Genomic DNA, 16,310 nt, shown 5'->3' with positions numbered 1-16,310 from the left:
TGCTTGGCAAAGGTAGCAATTAAAAGCGCTTTCTGCTTAAATCTAAAGAGATAGTTTTTTATTAGGTGTGCAGTCGTATGGTTTTAGATAGGCAAGGGTACGATGATCTTGTCATGTATCTCACTCAAAATTTAGCGCTTTTTGAGAAGCCGGGTCAAATTAAACCAGGAGCTCCAACAGTGTTAGAGCTTATTGAAGACGTGATAGCAGAAAATGTCATGTTACTTTGCGAGCAACACACAGAGCTTAATACTGAACAACGCAGCCAAATTGTTCGCGAAGTCGACGGTATCGTATATGACTTACAAGAAGTGCTAAGCAGCGTTACAAATCACACAGTAACCGTTGAACAACACGCGTTTATTGATGAGTTTGCTGGATTAGTAAAAAACTTATTCGATAGTGCTGTTGTCGAAAGTGCCTAACTTATAAAGCACAATACAATTTCTAGTCTTTAAGCGAGCAGCTCAAAGTTAGCAACTCGCTTTCCTTTAAAGCTCACCTCTTATCCCTTGCATCTGTGTGTGACTTGCTTACAATCAAGCAAAATAACTTTAAGAGATAAAGCACATGCAAGCGAATGTAAAATGGGTAGAAGGCGATACGTTTATTGGCCTTTCAAATTCAGGTCACAATGTAGTTTTTGATGCAGGCAGCGATAGCGCTGCGCCAAGCCCAATGGAAATGGTTTTAATGTCAGCGGGCTGTTGTTCATCTGTTGATGTTGTTAGTATTTTAAAAAAAGCAAAACAGTCATTTTCTGATGTGCAAGTTAAGCTATCTGCAGAGCGTGCTGAGTCAGCACCTCGCGTGTTTACCAAGATTAATCTACACTTTGTGGTTACCGGTGATAATGTCTCTGAAAAGCACCTTGCAAGAGCGGTACAATTATCTGCTGAAAAGTATTGTTCTGTAGCCTTAATGCTTGATAAGACAGTAGAAATTACGCATAGTCATGAAGTTGTGCAAGAACAGGTAAAATAACGCTTTTTCCGAGCAGGAAATTCGTATAAAATCCGCGAACTTTTATTTCTGCTGGTGCAGGTTTCACTCGTTTTAAGGTTGGTTTAGCATGAATAAACCCTTCGATAAAATTAAGCTTCATGGCTTTAATAACTTAACTAAGAGCTTAAGTTTTAGTATTTACGATATTTGTTACGCAAAGACGGAACAACAGCGTAAAGAATATATTGAATATATCGACGAACAGTACAGTGCTGATCGCCTTACCGATATTTTAGGTGAAGTTGTGGATATTATTGGCGCAAACATTCTAAATGTTTCTCGCCAAGATTATGACCCGCAAGGCGCCAGCGTAACAATCTTGATCTCTGAAGAGCCAATTGAGCAACAAACAACGTATGACGTTGATGAAGCGCCGGGTCCTCTTCCTGAAACAGTGGTAGCGCACTTAGACAAGAGCCACATCTGTGTTCACACATACCCAGAAGCACACCCTGATGATGGTATTTGTACGTTCCGTGCTGATATCGAAGTATCAACGTGTGGCATTATTTCGCCATTAAAAGCGTTAAACTTCTTAATTCACAGCCTTGAGTCTGATGTTGTAACAATTGACTACCGCGTACGTGGTTTTACTCGTGACGTAGATGGTGTAAAACACTATATCGATCACGCGATTAACTCAATTCAGAACTATATGACTGAAGATACCAAAGAAGCGTACCAAATGATGGACGTGAACGTGTATCAAGAGAACTTGTTCCACACTAAGATGATGTTAAAAGAAACTGACTTGAATACTTACCTATTCGGTGTTTCTACAGCAGATCTTTCGGAAGAAGAAGAAGAAGCCATCTACTCTAAGCTGACCCGCGAGATGCAAGAAATCTTCTACGGTCGCAACTTACCAGACACTGAGTAAGTCACTATAGCTTTAAAGAAACGGCGCGTAATGTAAGTTACGCGCCGTTTTTTATGCCTCATTGACTGCACTCATCTGTACTTATATGCTGGTTAAAAGGCCAATTTAAGGATAGATATGTCAGTTGTTCTCTCGCAGTCAGTATTTTTAGCAGAGCAAGTTCGTGACCATGAAGGACCCGCAGCTAAGCGCTCTGGCGTAACCTTGTATGAGCTTATGGAGCGAGCAGGGCTGGCGACTTATCAGCAAGCTATCAGCTATTTTCCTAAAGCAAGTACATTCGTAGTGTTAGCGGGCGTTGGTAACAATGCCGGTGATGGTTATGTTGTTGCTCGCTTAGCTAAACAAGCGGGCAAACAGGTTACGGTTATTGCAGCAATATCTGATAAACCGCTCAAAGGCGATGCGCTCAGTGCTCAGCAAGCTTGGCTTGACGCCGGAGGGGCAATAACCGCTGATGCCAGTGTTATTGAGCAAGCAGATATCATTATTGATGGCCTGCTTGGCACGGGAATTCAAAGCGCGGTGCGCGAGCCTTTTTCAACCTTGATTAAAGCAGCTAACGAGAGCCAAGTGCCGATAGTTGCTATTGACCTACCCTCAGGCATACATGCCGACACAGGTGTGGTTCAAGGAGCTGCAATAAAAGCCGCGCTTACTGTGACTTTTGTGGGAATTAAACAGGGGTTAGTGACAGGGCAAGGTAGAGCGCATGCAGGGACATTAGAGTTTAATGATTTAGGTATTGAAGATGCCTTTTTAAAACAGACATCACCCACGGCTGAGCTTATCAATTATCAGAGCCAAGCTAGGCTTCCTGAGCGCGATAACAACAGCCATAAAACCAGCCATGGTAAATTGCTGTGTGTTGGTGGTAATGCCGGCACTGCAGGCGCTATTCGTTTAACTGCAGAGGCAGCGCTTCGCAGCGGTGCGGGCATGGTTAAAGTGTATACCCATAGTAGCTCTATTCTACCAGTAAGTATTGGCCGGCCAGAATTAATGGTGACAGATACAAATCTGATAAGCGCTCTTGAGTGGGCAACCTGTGTTGCTATTGGCCCAGGGCTTGGGCAAGACACTTGGTCGGAAAAAACCTTTGAAGCAGTAATGCAGTATTGCTTTACTAATAATAAGCCTCTGGTTATTGATGCTGATGCACTTAATTTAATGGCTCAGCATGCTTCGTCATTTCCATTAGCTAATACCGTTATCACACCACACCCAGGTGAGGCAGCAAGGTTACTTAATTGTCGCGCTAGCGATATTGAAGAAAATCGCTTTCATGCAGTAAAGCAGCTTGCACGTAGCTATACTACTACTTGTGTACTCAAAGGTGCTGGAAGCTTAATTGCTGATAATAACCAAACATGGGTGTGTACAGATGGAAATCCTGCACTTGCGGTTGGCGGCAGTGGCGATGTATTAACAGGTATCATAGCGGCATTGATCGCACAGGGGCTTACTCCTCAGCAAGCAGCTTGCTTAGGCGTAACCTTACATGCAAAAGCTGGTGATATTGCCGCAGAGCGTGAGGGCGAAAGAGGTATGTTACCGAGTGATTTGTTTGCCGTTGTAAGGAAGCTGATAAAAGAGTTGGCAAGCAGTGCTGACTTGAGCAGGTAAGGCTAAATATTTCGCCTTAGTCTAAGACTATCCTAGCTTGAACAAGCCAATATTGAGTTAGCATTTTCATTGAATCAACTAAATCATAATAGCTAGAAGGCTTGGTCATAAAGGCGTTAGTACCTAAGCTGTAACATTGCTTAATATCAACTTCTGAATCAGAAGTCGTAAAAATTATGATGGGAATATGGCGGTAAAGCTCCGATTTTTTTAGTTCAACTAGCGCTTCTTTTCCACCCTTTCGTGGCATGTTTAGGTCTAATAAAATAAGGCTAGGTAAAATTTTGTTTTTATCGAGCGACTCAAGTAATTGCATGCCGTCATCAACAAATTGAATTTTATTTTCATCGACATTGTTTTCAACAAGGGCATCTCGGATAAGCTCTTGATCATCGAGATCATCATCCGCAACTAAAATATAGCTCACAGAGCGTAATTTTTTGGTAAATAATTTGTCGTTAAACATTGGCAGCTCCTGATTTCATCAAATGTGGCTCATCTATTCCATGTAGATACTTTTTAATAAAAACAACAAATTAAATAATTAGTTACTTGAGTAGTATATACTTTAGTTAAGCAAGTGTTATATTAACTTGCTTATACCCATAATACAAACATAAGTTTATTAATAATCTAATGCCATTAAATCATACTAGTACGAACAGAGTGACAGCTCTACGCGAAAATTTGAACCTTTCTCAACAAGAATTTGCCGATAAAATAGGTATAACACAGGGGGCTTTATCACAGTTGGAGGCTGGAAAGTCGACCTTGTCTCTCAGTACTATCACTAAAATCAGCCAAGTGTTTAATGTTGATTGTAACTGGCTTATTTTAGGTATTGAGGGGTACGATGAATCGAACTTTCAGAGTTATCAAAAAGCCTTAGAGACTTCATTTATCCCGCTAGTTAATGAAGAAGCTCACGCTGGATATATAGAACAGTGTAGTGATGAAGACTATATTAAAACTCTGGATGTTTATAAAATCCCAGGGTTTGAAAATGGTAATTATCGTCTATTCGAAGTTGAAGGCGATAGCATGATGCCAACTATCCGCCCTAGAGAAACGCTGATCACTGAGCAGATCAAGGATATTAAGCAGTTAGAGAATGGTTCAGTGTGTGTTGTTGTCACTAAAGATGGCATTGTAGCTAAACGTCTCTTTAGCCATGACACAGACCCTATCAGTTACTTATTTAAGAGTGATAACCCTGAGTACAAAACATATTCAATTCAGGGAAGTGATATCTTAGAAATCTGGCGTGTAAAAGCAAAAATAAGCTCTATAACAGATCAAGATTCACAGATTCAAAGTCAGCGTTTCCAGTCTATTGAAAATGAAATTAGACAACTTAAAGAGCATATTAGTAGACTGTTACCGCCACAATCGTAGCGGTAATAACTAAAGCTGACTTAGTTTTATATCTCTTAGTGGTAAGTTGACGTAAAACTGAGAGCCTTCATTGATATTTGCTTCTGCTGTAATTGTTCCATGGTGTCGTTCGACTATTTTCTTACAAATAGCCAAGCCTAACCCTGTTCCTTCGTATGCTTGTTTAGAGTGAACCCGTTCAAAAAGGTTAAAGATTCTGTCTTTAAATTCATTATTAAAACCTATTCCATTATCAATGACAGCGATAACAATATGCTCGTCTGTTCGCTCAACTGACTTAATCCCTATAATGGGTGGTTGATGTGGGTGACTAAATTTAAGCGCATTAAGAATTAAGTTTTGAAATAAACGCTGGATTTGTCGTTTATCACCATAGATTTCACCGATATCTTCTATATGAAACACTGCTGACTTATCAGCTATAATTAGCTCAAGGTCATCAAGAATATCATCAAAAACATCTTGTGCTGAAAAGCTACGAAACTCTTCGCCTTTTCGATTGATTCTAGAAAAACTTAATACTCCTTTGATAAGTTTTTGCATTCTTTCGGCAGAATCCATCATACGAGAGATATAAGAAGCGTTTCTTTCTCCAATCTGTTCTTTAGAGTTTTGCAGGCGATCGCCGAACATTTGTATTTTTCGTAAGGGTTCTTGTAAATCATGAGACGCAACAAAAGCAAACCGTTCTAACTCTTGGTTAGACTCTTCAGATTTTCTAAGTGCGATTTCAAGGTCAAGCTCGGCTTGTTGTCGAGTGAGTATTTCCGACTTTAAAGCGGCGGTTCGCTCATTAACTTTAGTTTCTAGTAAGTCGTTTAACTTTTTAAGGCGCTCAGATTTTTCGATAACATGATTAACTAGGTGATTGCGAAACTTTATAGCGCAAGATATTTCGTTTGCCTTCCAAGGTGAGCATTTATTACGTACATTCTCTTGCCATAAACGAAATGAGCTACGAGGCATAAGGCGGTGACTACCGTCGTCAAGAAATTCGATTATCTTTTCAGGTTTCCCACCCCAATTCTTTGTTTCAATCACCTCTTTACGAAACCACATAATAAATAGGTTTTCATTAGTAGAAACAGGCATAGCAAGTACGCCGCTTGCAATATTAGCAAACTTACTAAATTCAGCATTTTCATTAGACAAATGATGGTTATGATACAGCAGTTTATCTTCTAGGTGGTTGCTTTTTAACCACTCAAATAAATGATAAATATCATCGTTTGCGGGTACATCCCCAAAACTTTCAATATCTTTTTCTAGCCGCCAAGCAACACCATCAGCACTTAGCATGTTAAGTAAAGCAGGAACTTGTTTGCGTAAGCCATCAATGAAAAAGACTTCTTCAGACATATGCTCTGCTATTTCTGCACTGATGGCGGTGGCTTTAGCTTCTTGAATCGCTTCGGTAGATTGTGTTTTGAGGGAAATTATATATGAGAGCATCAACCCCATATACTGTGCAACTTGTCGTGCCTCAAAAGGGACAACATGGCTTGAATAGTGGTGACAAGCAATTAACCCCCATAATTTACCAGCAATAATAATACTGATAGACATTGATGCTTTAACACCCATATTGCGTAAATATTGGCAATGAATGGGGGATACACTTCTGGTTATACACGTGCTTAAATCTACAGGCTTGTCTTGTGGGTAGATAGGTGATACTTCAGCATCCACATCTGCAAGTAACCTTATAGGATTACGCAAATATAAAGCGCGTGCTTGCTTTGGAATATCTGACTCGGGAAAGTGTTGATGTAGAAATGAGTTTAACTCATTTTTTTTAGCTTCTGCTACGACTTGACCATTATATTCATGGTCAAACTGATAGAGCATAACGCGATCAAAACCTGTTAAGTTACGGACTTCTTCTACTGCTGTGTCGAATGATGAATTTAGCTCTTTTTTGTCAGCAATTAGGTGAAGAGATTGCTTCATCAAGTAATTCATGGGATCAATACTTGAGTGCTCTTTCTTTATATCAAACTCAAGTTCAATGAGTAAGTATTCATCGTTACGAGAAATAACACCTTTAATAGAAGTCTCAGGCGATTTACCTTTTAACTCAATCTTGAGTGGGTTAATGGCATGAAAGTCCTTATGGGCTTTATTTTTCTCGATAATGTCGGCTGTATTTGCTGCAAACACATCACTTACATGTGAGCCTAGTATGCGCTCTTTTTGTGTGTTTAAAAGTGCTAAAATGTTTTCGCTGAAATAGCATATTTTTAGTGTTTCAGGGTCAACAACAAGCAAGTAGCCATGCGGTTGAATAGAGCCTGGAATATGAATGGGTTCTTTATGGCAATTATCTAATGAGACTTCAAACTTATTGCTCAATTTATATCTCCAAGCGCTTGAGAGATTAAGCTAAATGCCTTATTTGCTCCCAATAAAATGTCATCTGCTGAGTTTGGGTTGTCGTTATGATACTGCTTTAGTGCGTGGATAAATTGAGCCCACTTCTGATTCCTAAGTTCACCATAACTATAAAAAAAACGGATCCCTTCAAGCTCATTTATCCAATTATGCTTTTTAAGCGCTTTAAATATGTGACCTCCACCCATGGTGGCTCCCTCCATTACATACATCATTCCAAATGCATGTGATACGTTGCAGATATTTTTTAAATCATCGTGTTTATATAATTTAACAGATGGAGCGTGTTGAGATGTTTGCAAATAAGCAATATCTTGATTTAACCAGCTTAGCTTGCTGCGGCCAACAAGTAGTTTTTTTGTGGCACTAAAGGTTGATATAGCACCCTCCATAATAGAATAGCTACTATGCATTGCGATTAAAATTTCTAAATACGATTGTTGGGTCATATTTTTATCGAATAATACTGCACCTAGTTGTTTTTCCACACGAGAGTGAAGGGAGTCGGTACTATTTTTTATAAAAGTATGAATATTATTTTGATCGCTATTGCAAGTTATTACAGTGGCGTTTGATAAAGCTGAACCCATTGTTATCCTGAACGTATTTGGAGCATTCTAGTAGTATTCGCACCAGTATATACTTAGGTACAAGTATGTAAAATACAAAATTAAGGGTGATTAGGAAAAGGCAACTATTTATTGCGGGTTCAAATGACTTGTAAAGTTAGAAGGTCTTTGTTTATTTACAGAGCAAGTAAATGAATGCAAAAAACCCAGCCGGAGCTGGGTTTTTTAAGCGAAGTGCTTGGGGATGATTACATCATGCCGCCCATACCACCCATGCCGCCCATATCTGGAGCAGCTGGTACATCTTCTTTCGGGATTTCAGCAACCATAGCTTCAGTTGTGATCATAAGGCCTGCGATTGAAGCTGCGTACTGTAGTGCCGAACGCGTTACTTTAGTTGGGTCTAAGATACCCATTTCGATCATGTCGTTGTACTCGCCTGATGCTGCGTTGTAACCGTAGTTACCTTCACCGCCTTTTACTGAGTTAACAACAACAGATGCTTCGTCACCTGCGTTAGTTACGATTTGACGAAGTGGTGCTTCCATCGCACGTAGTGCAACTTTGATACCGTGGCTTTGGTCTTCGTTGTCGCCAGCAAGTTCAACAAGTTTGCTTGCTACGCGAACTAGTGCAACACCACCACCTGGTACAACACCTTCTTCAACCGCTGCGCGAGTTGCGTGTAGTGCATCTTCAACGCGGTCTTTTTTCTCTTTCATTTCGATTTCAGTTGCTGCGCCAACTTTGATTACTGCAACACCGCCAGCTAGTTTAGCCATACGCTCTTGTAGTTTCTCTTTATCGTAGTCAGACGTCGCTTCTTCGATTTGTGCTTTGATTTGTGCAACACGACCATTGATGCCGTCTTCTTCGCCTGCACCGTCGATGATTGTTGTATCATCTTTAGTGATCACAACGCGCTTCGCTGTACCTAGGTCTTCGATTGTCGCTTTCTCTAGCTCTAAACCGATTTCTTCAGAAATAACAGTACCACCTGTTAATACTGCGATGTCTTGTAGCATTGCTTTACGACGGTCGCCGAAACCAGGTGCTTTAACCGCAGATACTTTAACGATGCCGCGCATGTTGTTCACAACAAGAGTTGCAAGTGCTTCACCTTCAAGGTCTTCAGCAATGATAAGTAGTGGCTTGCTAGCTTTTGCAACAGCTTCTAATGTAGGTAGTAGCTCACGGATGTTAGATACTTTTTTATCTACAAGTAGAATGAATGGGTTGTCTAGCTCTACAGCGCCTTTTTCAGCGTTGTTGATGAAATATGGAGAAAGGTAACCGCGGTCAAACTGCATACCTTCAACGACGTCTAGTTCGTTTTCTAACGACTGACCTTCTTCAACAGTGATAACGCCTGAATCACGGCCTACTTTTTCCATTGCTTCTGCAATGATGTCACCGATTTCTTTATCAGAGTTAGCAGAAATAGTACCTACTTGTGCAATTGCTTTAGTGTCTGCACATGGAACAGAAAGTGCTTTAAGCTCTTCAACTGCTGCAGTAACTGCTTTGTCGATACCGCGCTTAAGGTCCATTGGGTTCATACCCGCTGCAACTGCTTTTAAGCCTTCGTTTACGATAGCTTGTGCTAATACTGTTGCAGTTGTTGTACCGTCACCTGCAGCGTCATTCGCTTTCGACGCTACTTCTTTAACCATTTGTGCGCCCATGTTTTCGAACTTGTCTTCAAGCTCGATTTCTTTTGCTACAGATACACCATCTTTAGTGATCACTGGAGCGCCGAATGATTTGTCTAATACAACGTTACGGCCTTTAGGACCTAAAGTTACTTTTACTGCGTTTGCTAAAATGTTTACGCCAGTTAGCATTTTGCCACGTGCGTCACCTGCAAAAAGTACTTCTTTTGCTGCCATGATTAAATTCCTCTTAAATTCTGTAAACGGGTTGCTAAACGAAAAGTAGGATTAGCCTACAATGCCTAGAATGTTATCTTCACGCATGATCAGGTACTCTTGACCTTCGATCTTTTCAGCTTTTTCAACATAAGAGCCGAACAGCACAGTGTCACCGGCTTTAACTTCTAATGCTCTTACTTCACCGTTGTCTAAAACACGGCCATTACCAACAGCGATAACTTCTCCGCGAGTTGATTTTTCAGCTGCAGAGCCAGTTAATACAATACCGCCAGCAGACTTAGTTTCTTCTTCTAGACGCTTAACGATGACGCGATCATGTAAAGGACGAATGTTCATTTATTTAGTTCTCCTAACAGTTTCTGAACAGTACAGAAAAAATCTTGTGTTATTGCAGGGGAGTGCTAAGCCACCCGTTGCGTTTCATTGCATTCATTAATGGGGGTGGCTTAAAAAAATCCAAGTACAAAAATTAAAAAATTTTAATCTTTTCGCTCAAATTCACCATCAATAGTTGTCGGTTGATGGTTTGGCTCTTCATGAGTGGTTGTTTTACTATGATATTGGAAGTGTGCAGAGCCTTGATTTGCCTGCGAACTCATACGCACAGTTGCTTGACTAGCAAGACCTGCAGCCAGTTTGTTGCGAATCGCTGGCGTGAGTAGTAAAAAGCCAAAAAAGTCTGTCATGATGCCTGGTGTCATTAATAAAACACCGGCGATAATGACACATAATCCAGTAAATAATTCTTTTGCAGGCATTTGCCCTTGTGCCATTTGTAATTGCACGTTTTGAATCGCGCCCATACCTTGCTGCTTCACTAATTTCGCACCGACAATCGCGGTCACAATTACAAGCGCTATGGTGGCAAAGCCGCCGATCACTTCACTCACTTGGATGAGTAACGCGATCTCCACAATCGGCACTAAAATAAATAACAAAAACAAAAATCTAAACATAACGCTCTCTAAAAAATGTCATTCTCTTTCGAGTCAGTGAAATATAAATTGGGGTGAGCAGGTCATTTTTCAAGACGGAACCTAGGATCACCTTGCTCGCTACACATTATAGTTACTATCGGCTACTATGGTGCGACTCACGTAATCAAATAAAGGTTCCTTATGACTACGCATTTTCGACTTATTTTTACTACTTGTGCAAATGAGGCTGAAGCCCGTCAGTTGGCACAACATCTAGTTAAAGAAAAGCTAGCTGCTTGTGTGAACATTTTGCCTACTATTGAATCTATTTACATGTGGGAAGGCGAGGTGACTCAAGCTATTGAGAGTAAGTTACTGATCAAAACTAAGTCAGAAAAAATGAATGAGGTGATCCAAACTATCAAGAAATTGCATAGTTATGAGGTGCCTGAAATTCAGGTCGTTGATGTGGCTACAGGCAATTTAGCCTATTTTAATTGGATGGATGAGGTACTTAATTAATGCGATCGTTCCTTTTATTACTTTGTGCGTTGTGGCTTATGCCAGCAAGCGCGAGTAATAACAATTTACTTGGAAATCTACTACAACCTGCGGAGCAAACATTTCTCCCAGTTGATCAGGCTTTTGTTTTCGATTTTGACCAGCAAGGCAAAACCTTATTTATTGGCTGGGATATTGCGCCTGATTATTACCTTTATAAAAAGAAAGTCGAAATTATTGCCAAAGGCGCAGATATTGAAGTTCCTGATCTTGGCAAGGGCGTGATTATTGAAGATGAGTTTTTTGGTAAGACCGAGGTATTCTTTGATTCGTTAACTGTGGTTTCTAAGCTCAGTAACGTCACAGAAGGTGCGGTTGTTAAGGTGCGTTTTCAAGGCTGTGCCGAGGCGGGGTTATGTTATCCGCCAGAAGTTAGAACCATTCCTTTATCTGTGATTGCAGGTGAGCAAGTATCACAGGCTGCAGATGCGGGGAACGCATTAGCGGCATTAACACAAGCAGCCGATACTAATGAAGCGTCATCAGCCCCTTCTCAAGAAGTTTCAAAACCAGCTGGTGAGCAGTCATATACCGATAAGCTGGCATCGCAAGGTTTACTAACTAACCTAGTAATCTTCTTTTTAGTTGGTGTTGGTCTTGCCTTTACGCCATGCGTATTCCCAATGTTTCCGATTTTGTCGAGCCTTATAGCGGGTCAGCAGAATTTATCGACTAAAAAAGCGTTCTCGCTGTCGTTTGTATATGTACAAGGTATGGCCGTTACTTACGCAGCACTGGGCTTAGTGGTTGCATCATTAGGTGGGCAAGTACAAGGGTATTTACAGCATCCTACTGTACTAATTAGCTTTAGTATCTTATTTGTATTATTGGCAATGTCGATGTTTGGCTGGTACGAAATCAAATTACCTAGCGGCATGATGAATAAGCTCACTCAGGTTAGTAACCAGCAAAAAGGCGGCAACTATGTTGGCGTATTTATGATGGGTGTACTGTCTGGTTTGATTGCCTCACCGTGTACAACAGCACCATTGTCTGCTGCTTTACTTTATGTGGCGCAAAGTGGTGACTATCTTGTCGGTGGTTTAACACTTTATGTGCTCAGTTTAGGCATGGGCTTACCGTTATTATTACTGGGGACTTCTGGCGGTAAATTACTACCAAAAGCCGGTGGTTGGATGGAGCAAGTGAAAACCCTATTTGGTTTCATTATGCTAGTTGTACCACTTATTCTGCTTGAGCGTATTGTTGATATTGAAATCATTTGGTTAATGGCGGGTTTATTAGCTCTTGCTACAGCACTTTATTTACACCATTGGCAAAGTGGTCAATCACAAGGCAAGCTAAAAACAGCATTGTGGTTTGCAGCAACCTTATTGGTTGTGACTGGGGCGAGTTTAACGAAAAATTATTTTTGGCCTAGTAAAGCGGTGGTTGCTGAAGCTGCTGTAAAAACACATGGTTTTAGACAAGTTGCTAATCTAAGTGAATTAAAAGAAGAAATTGCACAGGCAAGTAGCGAAGGGCGCTTAGTAATGGTCGACTTATATGCCGACTGGTGCGTTGCCTGTAAAGAGTTTGAGCATTACACGTTTCCTGACGCTAAAGTGCAAGAGCAATTTGCTCACTTTGAATTAATTCAAATCGATTTAACTGAAAGCGATGCAAAAACCATAGAGCTAATGGAAGAATACACGGTATTTGGGTTGCCGAGCATTTTGTTCTTTGACAGCCAAGGTAATGAGCTTTTAGAGCAACGTGTAACAGGCTTTTTAAATGCCAAAGACTTTGCAGAACATTTAGCAAAAGTACGAAATAGCGCTAAATAAACGCAAACGTGCAAGAAAATAGCAAAACGCCACTCATCTGAGTGGCGTTTTCGTATCTGCATCATAAAAAATACTTATTTTAAGTGAAAAATAGCAAATTCACTCAGTGAAGCTCAATTAATCAACAGGAAAACGCTTAGAATGACCCTGTTGTGTGCCTTGCTATGCTTGACTTTGCCACGAATAGGGAGTGATTAGACCAGTATTTTGCTGCTATTTACGTCGAAATATCTATAATAGGTGGTTAACGTGAGAAATAGTTGCTATTTTACATCAGCACGCTTAGGTTAAGCGTGGGTTTATGATGAATATGGTTAAACTGCTTACTTATAGGATATATCGCGTATTATGGCTGCAAAATTCAAACTTTTAGTTCTAAATGGGCCAAATTTAAACATGCTTGGCAAGCGTGAACCAGAAAAGTACGGCACTCAATCTCTTGATGAGATTATAGCTGAACTTAGTCAGGTTGCTGCCGGTCTCAATGTTGATTTAACGCATTTCCAAAGTAACAGTGAAGCTGCATTAATAGAACGCATTCACGATGCATGGCAAGCGGTTGATGCAATTATTATCAACCCTGCTGCATTTACGCATACAAGCGTAGCCTTACGGGATGCATTACTCAGTGTAAACATTCCCTTTTACGAGGTGCATTTAAGTAATGTGCATGCTCGAGAAGCATTCCGTCATCATTCGTATTTTTCGGATGTGGCACAAGGCGTCATTATTGGATTAGGAGCAATGGGTTATAAGGTGGCACTTGAAGCTGCTGTTAGCCGGTTGCAAAACACACATTAATTTTTAAATAACTAACAGGCGGGTCGTTCAATGGATATTCGCAAGATCAAAAAACTTATCGAATTAGTAGAAGAATCTGGTATTGCTGAATTAGAAATCACTGAAGGTGAAGAGTCAGTACGCATCAATCGTAACAATATGTCAGCAGCTCCTGCAATGCAGTATGCACCACAACAGTTTGCAGCACCTGCGCCAGCAGCGGCACCAGCTCCAGTAGCAGAGGCTCCAGCAGCAGAAGCGGCTGCTCCAGCTGCACCGACTGGTCACCAAGTTAAATCTCCTATGGTAGGTTCATTCTACTCAGCGGCTTCTCCAGAAGCAGCACCATACGTAGAAGTAGGTTCTAAAGTAAATGTTGGCGATACGTTATGTATCGTTGAAGCAATGAAGATGATGAACCAAATCGAATCTGATAAAGCAGGCACAGTAAAAGCTATCTTAGTTGAAAATGGCGAGCCAGTAGAATTCGATCAACCTTTATTCATCATTGAATAATAGCGCAACAAAAGGCCAACTCTATGTTAGATAAAGTAGTCATTGCAAACCGAGGTGAAATTGCACTTCGCGTACTGCGCGCCTGCAAAGAGCTTGGGATCAAAACTGTTGCTGTGCATTCAACGGCAGACCGTGATCTTAAGCACGTGTTACTGGCAGACGAAACAATTTGTATTGGTAAACCAGCAGCCACTGAAAGTTACTTAGATATTCCGCGCATTATTGCAGCGGCAGAAGTAACAGACGCAGTTGCTATCCACCCAGGTTATGGTTTCCTTTCTGAAAATGCAGACTTTGCTGATCAAGTTGAGCAAAGCGGCTTTGTATTTATCGGTCCTAAAGGCGACACAATTCGTTTAATGGGTGACAAAGTTTCTGCAATCGAAGCGATGCGTAAAGCCGGTGTACCTTGTGTACCAGGTTCTGATGGCCCATTAACGGCAGACAGTGAGCGCAACATTCAAATCGCTAAGCGTATTGGTTACCCTGTAATCATTAAAGCAGCAGGCGGCGGCGGTGGTCGTGGTATGCGTGTTGTTCGCAGCGAAAAAGAGCTGATTGATTCAATCGCTCTTACTCAGCAAGAAGCAAAGCAGTTCTTCGGTAATGGTATGGTTTACATGGAAAAATTCCTTGAAAACCCACGTCACATCGAAGTTCAAGTACTTGCTGATGGCCAAGGCAATGCAGTTCACTTAGGTGAGCGTGATTGTTCAATGCAACGTCGTCACCAAAAAGTTGTTGAAGAAGCGCCAGCGCCAGGTATCACAGCTGAAATGCGTAAGTTCATCGGTGACCGTTGTACTCGTGCATGTATCGAAATCGGTTATCGCGGTGCAGGTACGTTCGAATTCTTATACGAAAACGGCGAGTTCTATTTCATCGAAATGAATACCCGTATTCAGGTTGAGCACCCTGTAACAGAAATGGTTACTGGCGTTGACTTAATCAAAGAACAGCTAAAAATTGCAGCGGGTCAACCATTATCATTCACACAAGAAGATGTGGTTATTCGTGGTCATGCAATTGAGTGCCGTATTAATGCGGAAGACCCAGACACCTTTATTCCATCACCAGGTAAAATCACGCGATTCCACCCTGCTGGCGGTTTAGGTATTCGTTGGGACAGCCACATCTACGCAGATTACACAGTACCACCTCATTACGATTCAATGATTGGTAAGCTGATCTGTTACGGTGAAAACCGTGATGTAGCTATTGCTCGTTCACGCAATGCGTTAAATGAATTAGTGATCGATGGCATCAAGACCAACACACCACTGCACAAGAAAATCTTGGCAGATGAAAACTTCCAAAACGGTGGTACAAACATCCACTACCTTGAGAAGAAACTAGGTCTGTAAACAAAATTCTGTTTAAGCTAAAAAGCCGGCAACTTTGCCGGCTTTTTTTTGTCAAACTAGGCATAAGAGCGGCTCTCGCCTTACAAAATTATTCTGGTATGATTAACAAAGTAATGTGTTTTTAGTTTTTCATGAGGTAATAATGACCGACAGTGTTGGTTTTCCACTCGCTGATGAAGCAGCAACGGTTAATATGGGTAAGCAACTTGCAACCTTGATGGAGCAAGGGGCAGTCATCTATTTACATGGTGATTTAGGTGCCGGTAAAACGACATTAACCCGTGGTATCGTGCAAGGTTTCGGTCATCAAGGTAAGGTTAAGAGTCCAACTTATACACTGGTTGAGCCTTACCAATTAGCTAAAGCTGATGTCTATCACTTTGATTTATATCGCTTAGGTGACCCTGAAGAACTTGAATATATGGGAATTCGTGACTATTTTTCACCACAGGCTATTTGTGTTGTGGAATGGCCAGAAAAAGGCGGCGAATTTATTCCAACACCGGATCTTGATATCACCCTACGCTATGAAGGCGAGGCGCGTGCCATTGCAATTAACAGCTTAACCGAACGTGGTCAGGCAATTGTTCAGCAACTTAAGAGCGCGCAAGAATAAACATATAAAAA

At 41.1% G+C, this 16,310-nt stretch carries 17 protein-coding genes; 11 read left to right on the top strand and 6 right to left on the bottom strand.

Going from position 1 to position 16,310, the window contains the following annotated elements:
* The first annotated feature begins 77 nt into the window (after positions 1–77).
* The 4 genes from AADY36_RS15460 (at position 78) to AADY36_RS15445 (ending at position 3,511) form a co-directional block, all read left to right on the top strand.
* Positions 78–425 carry a DUF3802 family protein gene (locus AADY36_RS15460; protein WP_054563480.1) on the top strand — a complete coding sequence of 116 codons (348 nt, stop codon included), beginning with the start codon at positions 78–80 and terminating at the stop codon, positions 423–425.
* A 145-nt stretch (positions 426–570) separates the two neighbouring features.
* Positions 571–984, top strand: a complete 414-nt coding sequence (locus tag AADY36_RS15455; protein ID WP_055020887.1) for an OsmC family protein — start codon at positions 571–573, stop codon at positions 982–984.
* Positions 985–1,072: 88 nt separating this feature from the next.
* Positions 1,073–1,885: an adenosylmethionine decarboxylase gene (speD, locus tag AADY36_RS15450; protein WP_054563482.1), complete on the top strand. Its 813-nt coding sequence runs from the start codon at positions 1,073–1,075 to the stop codon at positions 1,883–1,885.
* A 117-nt stretch (positions 1,886–2,002) separates the two neighbouring features.
* Positions 2,003–3,511, top strand: a complete 1,509-nt coding sequence (locus AADY36_RS15445) for an NAD(P)H-hydrate dehydratase (RefSeq protein WP_342409193.1) — start codon at positions 2,003–2,005, stop codon at positions 3,509–3,511.
* A gap of 16 nt (positions 3,512–3,527) precedes the next feature.
* Here the strand turns inward: AADY36_RS15445 and AADY36_RS15440 are convergent, their stop codons facing one another.
* Positions 3,528–3,977 (bottom strand): response regulator, encoded by a 450-nt coding sequence (locus AADY36_RS15440; protein WP_055198951.1) that lies wholly within the window; start codon positions 3,975–3,977, stop codon positions 3,528–3,530.
* A 200-nt stretch (positions 3,978–4,177) separates the two neighbouring features.
* Between AADY36_RS15440 and AADY36_RS15435 the strand changes: the two genes are divergently transcribed.
* Positions 4,178–4,906: a helix-turn-helix domain-containing protein gene (locus AADY36_RS15435; protein WP_160318717.1), complete on the top strand. Its 729-nt coding sequence runs from the start codon at positions 4,178–4,180 to the stop codon at positions 4,904–4,906.
* A 9-nt stretch (positions 4,907–4,915) separates the two neighbouring features.
* On the opposite strand, the gene AADY36_RS15430 is transcribed toward AADY36_RS15435, so the two are convergent.
* The 5 genes from AADY36_RS15430 to AADY36_RS15410 all read right to left on the bottom strand — a co-directional run bounded on the left by AADY36_RS15430 (position 4,916) and on the right by AADY36_RS15410 (position 10,714).
* Complete coding sequence (locus AADY36_RS15430) at positions 4,916–7,258, bottom strand: ATP-binding protein (RefSeq protein ID WP_239963809.1); 2,343 nt, start codon at positions 7,256–7,258, stop codon at positions 4,916–4,918.
* Complete coding sequence (locus AADY36_RS15425; RefSeq protein WP_239963808.1) at positions 7,255–7,887, bottom strand: biliverdin-producing heme oxygenase; 633 nt, start codon at positions 7,885–7,887, stop codon at positions 7,255–7,257. Before AADY36_RS15425 ends, AADY36_RS15430 begins: the two co-directional genes overlap by 4 nt.
* Positions 7,888–8,114: 227 nt before the next feature.
* A complete protein-coding gene (gene groL, locus AADY36_RS15420) occupies positions 8,115–9,755 on the bottom strand; it encodes a chaperonin GroEL (protein ID WP_239963807.1) in 1,641 nt (546 codons plus the stop codon).
* Positions 9,756–9,806: 51 nt separating this feature from the next.
* Complete coding sequence (locus AADY36_RS15415; RefSeq protein ID WP_036973362.1) at positions 9,807–10,094, bottom strand: co-chaperone GroES; 288 nt, start codon at positions 10,092–10,094, stop codon at positions 9,807–9,809.
* A 143-nt stretch (positions 10,095–10,237) separates the two neighbouring features.
* Positions 10,238–10,714 carry an FxsA family protein gene (locus AADY36_RS15410; protein WP_054552425.1) on the bottom strand — a complete coding sequence of 159 codons (477 nt, stop codon included), beginning with the start codon at positions 10,712–10,714 and terminating at the stop codon, positions 10,238–10,240.
* Positions 10,715–10,876: 162 nt separating this feature from the next.
* Between AADY36_RS15410 and cutA the strand changes: the two genes are divergently transcribed.
* From cutA to tsaE, 6 genes are all read left to right on the top strand, one after another.
* On the top strand, positions 10,877–11,197 hold the full coding sequence (gene cutA / locus AADY36_RS15405; RefSeq protein WP_054552426.1) for a divalent-cation tolerance protein CutA: 321 nt from the start codon (positions 10,877–10,879) through the stop codon (positions 11,195–11,197).
* Complete coding sequence (locus AADY36_RS15400) at positions 11,197–13,023, top strand: protein-disulfide reductase DsbD (protein ID WP_342409192.1); 1,827 nt, start codon at positions 11,197–11,199, stop codon at positions 13,021–13,023. Before cutA ends, AADY36_RS15400 begins: the two co-directional genes overlap by 1 nt.
* Before the next feature lie 348 nt (positions 13,024–13,371).
* Positions 13,372–13,824, top strand: coding sequence for a type II 3-dehydroquinate dehydratase (gene aroQ / locus AADY36_RS15395; RefSeq protein WP_054563486.1), 453 nt, complete (start codon positions 13,372–13,374; stop codon positions 13,822–13,824).
* Positions 13,825–13,854: 30 nt separating this feature from the next.
* Entirely contained in the window at positions 13,855–14,319 is a 465-nt protein-coding gene (accB, locus tag AADY36_RS15390; RefSeq protein ID WP_054552429.1) for an acetyl-CoA carboxylase biotin carboxyl carrier protein, read from the top strand.
* Positions 14,320–14,342: 23 nt separating this feature from the next.
* A complete protein-coding gene (gene accC / locus AADY36_RS15385) occupies positions 14,343–15,683 on the top strand; it encodes an acetyl-CoA carboxylase biotin carboxylase subunit (RefSeq protein ID WP_054552430.1) in 1,341 nt (446 codons plus the stop codon).
* Between the two features lie 142 nt (positions 15,684–15,825).
* Positions 15,826–16,299: a tRNA (adenosine(37)-N6)-threonylcarbamoyltransferase complex ATPase subunit type 1 TsaE gene (gene tsaE, locus AADY36_RS15380; RefSeq protein ID WP_055020890.1), complete on the top strand. Its 474-nt coding sequence runs from the start codon at positions 15,826–15,828 to the stop codon at positions 16,297–16,299.
* Positions 16,300–16,310: the final 11 nt, after the last annotated feature.

Origin of the sequence: Pseudoalteromonas sp. D15MCD-2, from assembly GCF_038562745.1 — a bacterium.
GTDB lineage: Bacteria > Pseudomonadota > Gammaproteobacteria > Enterobacterales > Alteromonadaceae > Pseudoalteromonas.
This window is presented reverse-complemented; position numbering and strand designations above follow the sequence as displayed.

Bases quoted from the DNA above. Each gene is read 5' to 3' on its own strand.
- groL (WP_239963807.1), bottom strand. From the start codon at position 9,755: ATGGCAGCAAAAGAAGTACTTTTTGCAGGTGACGCACGTGGCAAAATG.
- AADY36_RS15425 (WP_239963808.1), bottom strand. From the start codon at position 7,887: ATGGGTTCAGCTTTATCAAACGCCACTGTAATAACTTGCAATAGCGAT.
- AADY36_RS15440 (WP_055198951.1), bottom strand. From the start codon at position 3,977: ATGTTTAACGACAAATTATTTACCAAAAAATTACGCTCTGTGAGCTAT.
- accB (WP_054552429.1), top strand. From the start codon at position 13,855: ATGGATATTCGCAAGATCAAAAAACTTATCGAATTAGTAGAAGAATCT.
- speD (WP_054563482.1), top strand. From the start codon at position 1,073: ATGAATAAACCCTTCGATAAAATTAAGCTTCATGGCTTTAATAACTTA.
- AADY36_RS15415 (WP_036973362.1), bottom strand. From the start codon at position 10,094: ATGAACATTCGTCCTTTACATGATCGCGTCATCGTTAAGCGTCTAGAA.
- AADY36_RS15455 (WP_055020887.1), top strand. From the start codon at position 571: ATGCAAGCGAATGTAAAATGGGTAGAAGGCGATACGTTTATTGGCCTT.
- accC (WP_054552430.1), top strand. From the start codon at position 14,343: ATGTTAGATAAAGTAGTCATTGCAAACCGAGGTGAAATTGCACTTCGC.
- tsaE (WP_055020890.1), top strand. From the start codon at position 15,826: ATGACCGACAGTGTTGGTTTTCCACTCGCTGATGAAGCAGCAACGGTT.
- AADY36_RS15400 (WP_342409192.1), top strand. From the start codon at position 11,197: ATGCGATCGTTCCTTTTATTACTTTGTGCGTTGTGGCTTATGCCAGCA.
- AADY36_RS15460 (WP_054563480.1), top strand. From the start codon at position 78: ATGGTTTTAGATAGGCAAGGGTACGATGATCTTGTCATGTATCTCACT.
- AADY36_RS15410 (WP_054552425.1), bottom strand. From the start codon at position 10,714: ATGTTTAGATTTTTGTTTTTGTTATTTATTTTAGTGCCGATTGTGGAG.
- aroQ (WP_054563486.1), top strand. From the start codon at position 13,372: ATGGCTGCAAAATTCAAACTTTTAGTTCTAAATGGGCCAAATTTAAAC.
- cutA (WP_054552426.1), top strand. From the start codon at position 10,877: ATGACTACGCATTTTCGACTTATTTTTACTACTTGTGCAAATGAGGCT.
- AADY36_RS15445 (WP_342409193.1), top strand. From the start codon at position 2,003: ATGTCAGTTGTTCTCTCGCAGTCAGTATTTTTAGCAGAGCAAGTTCGT.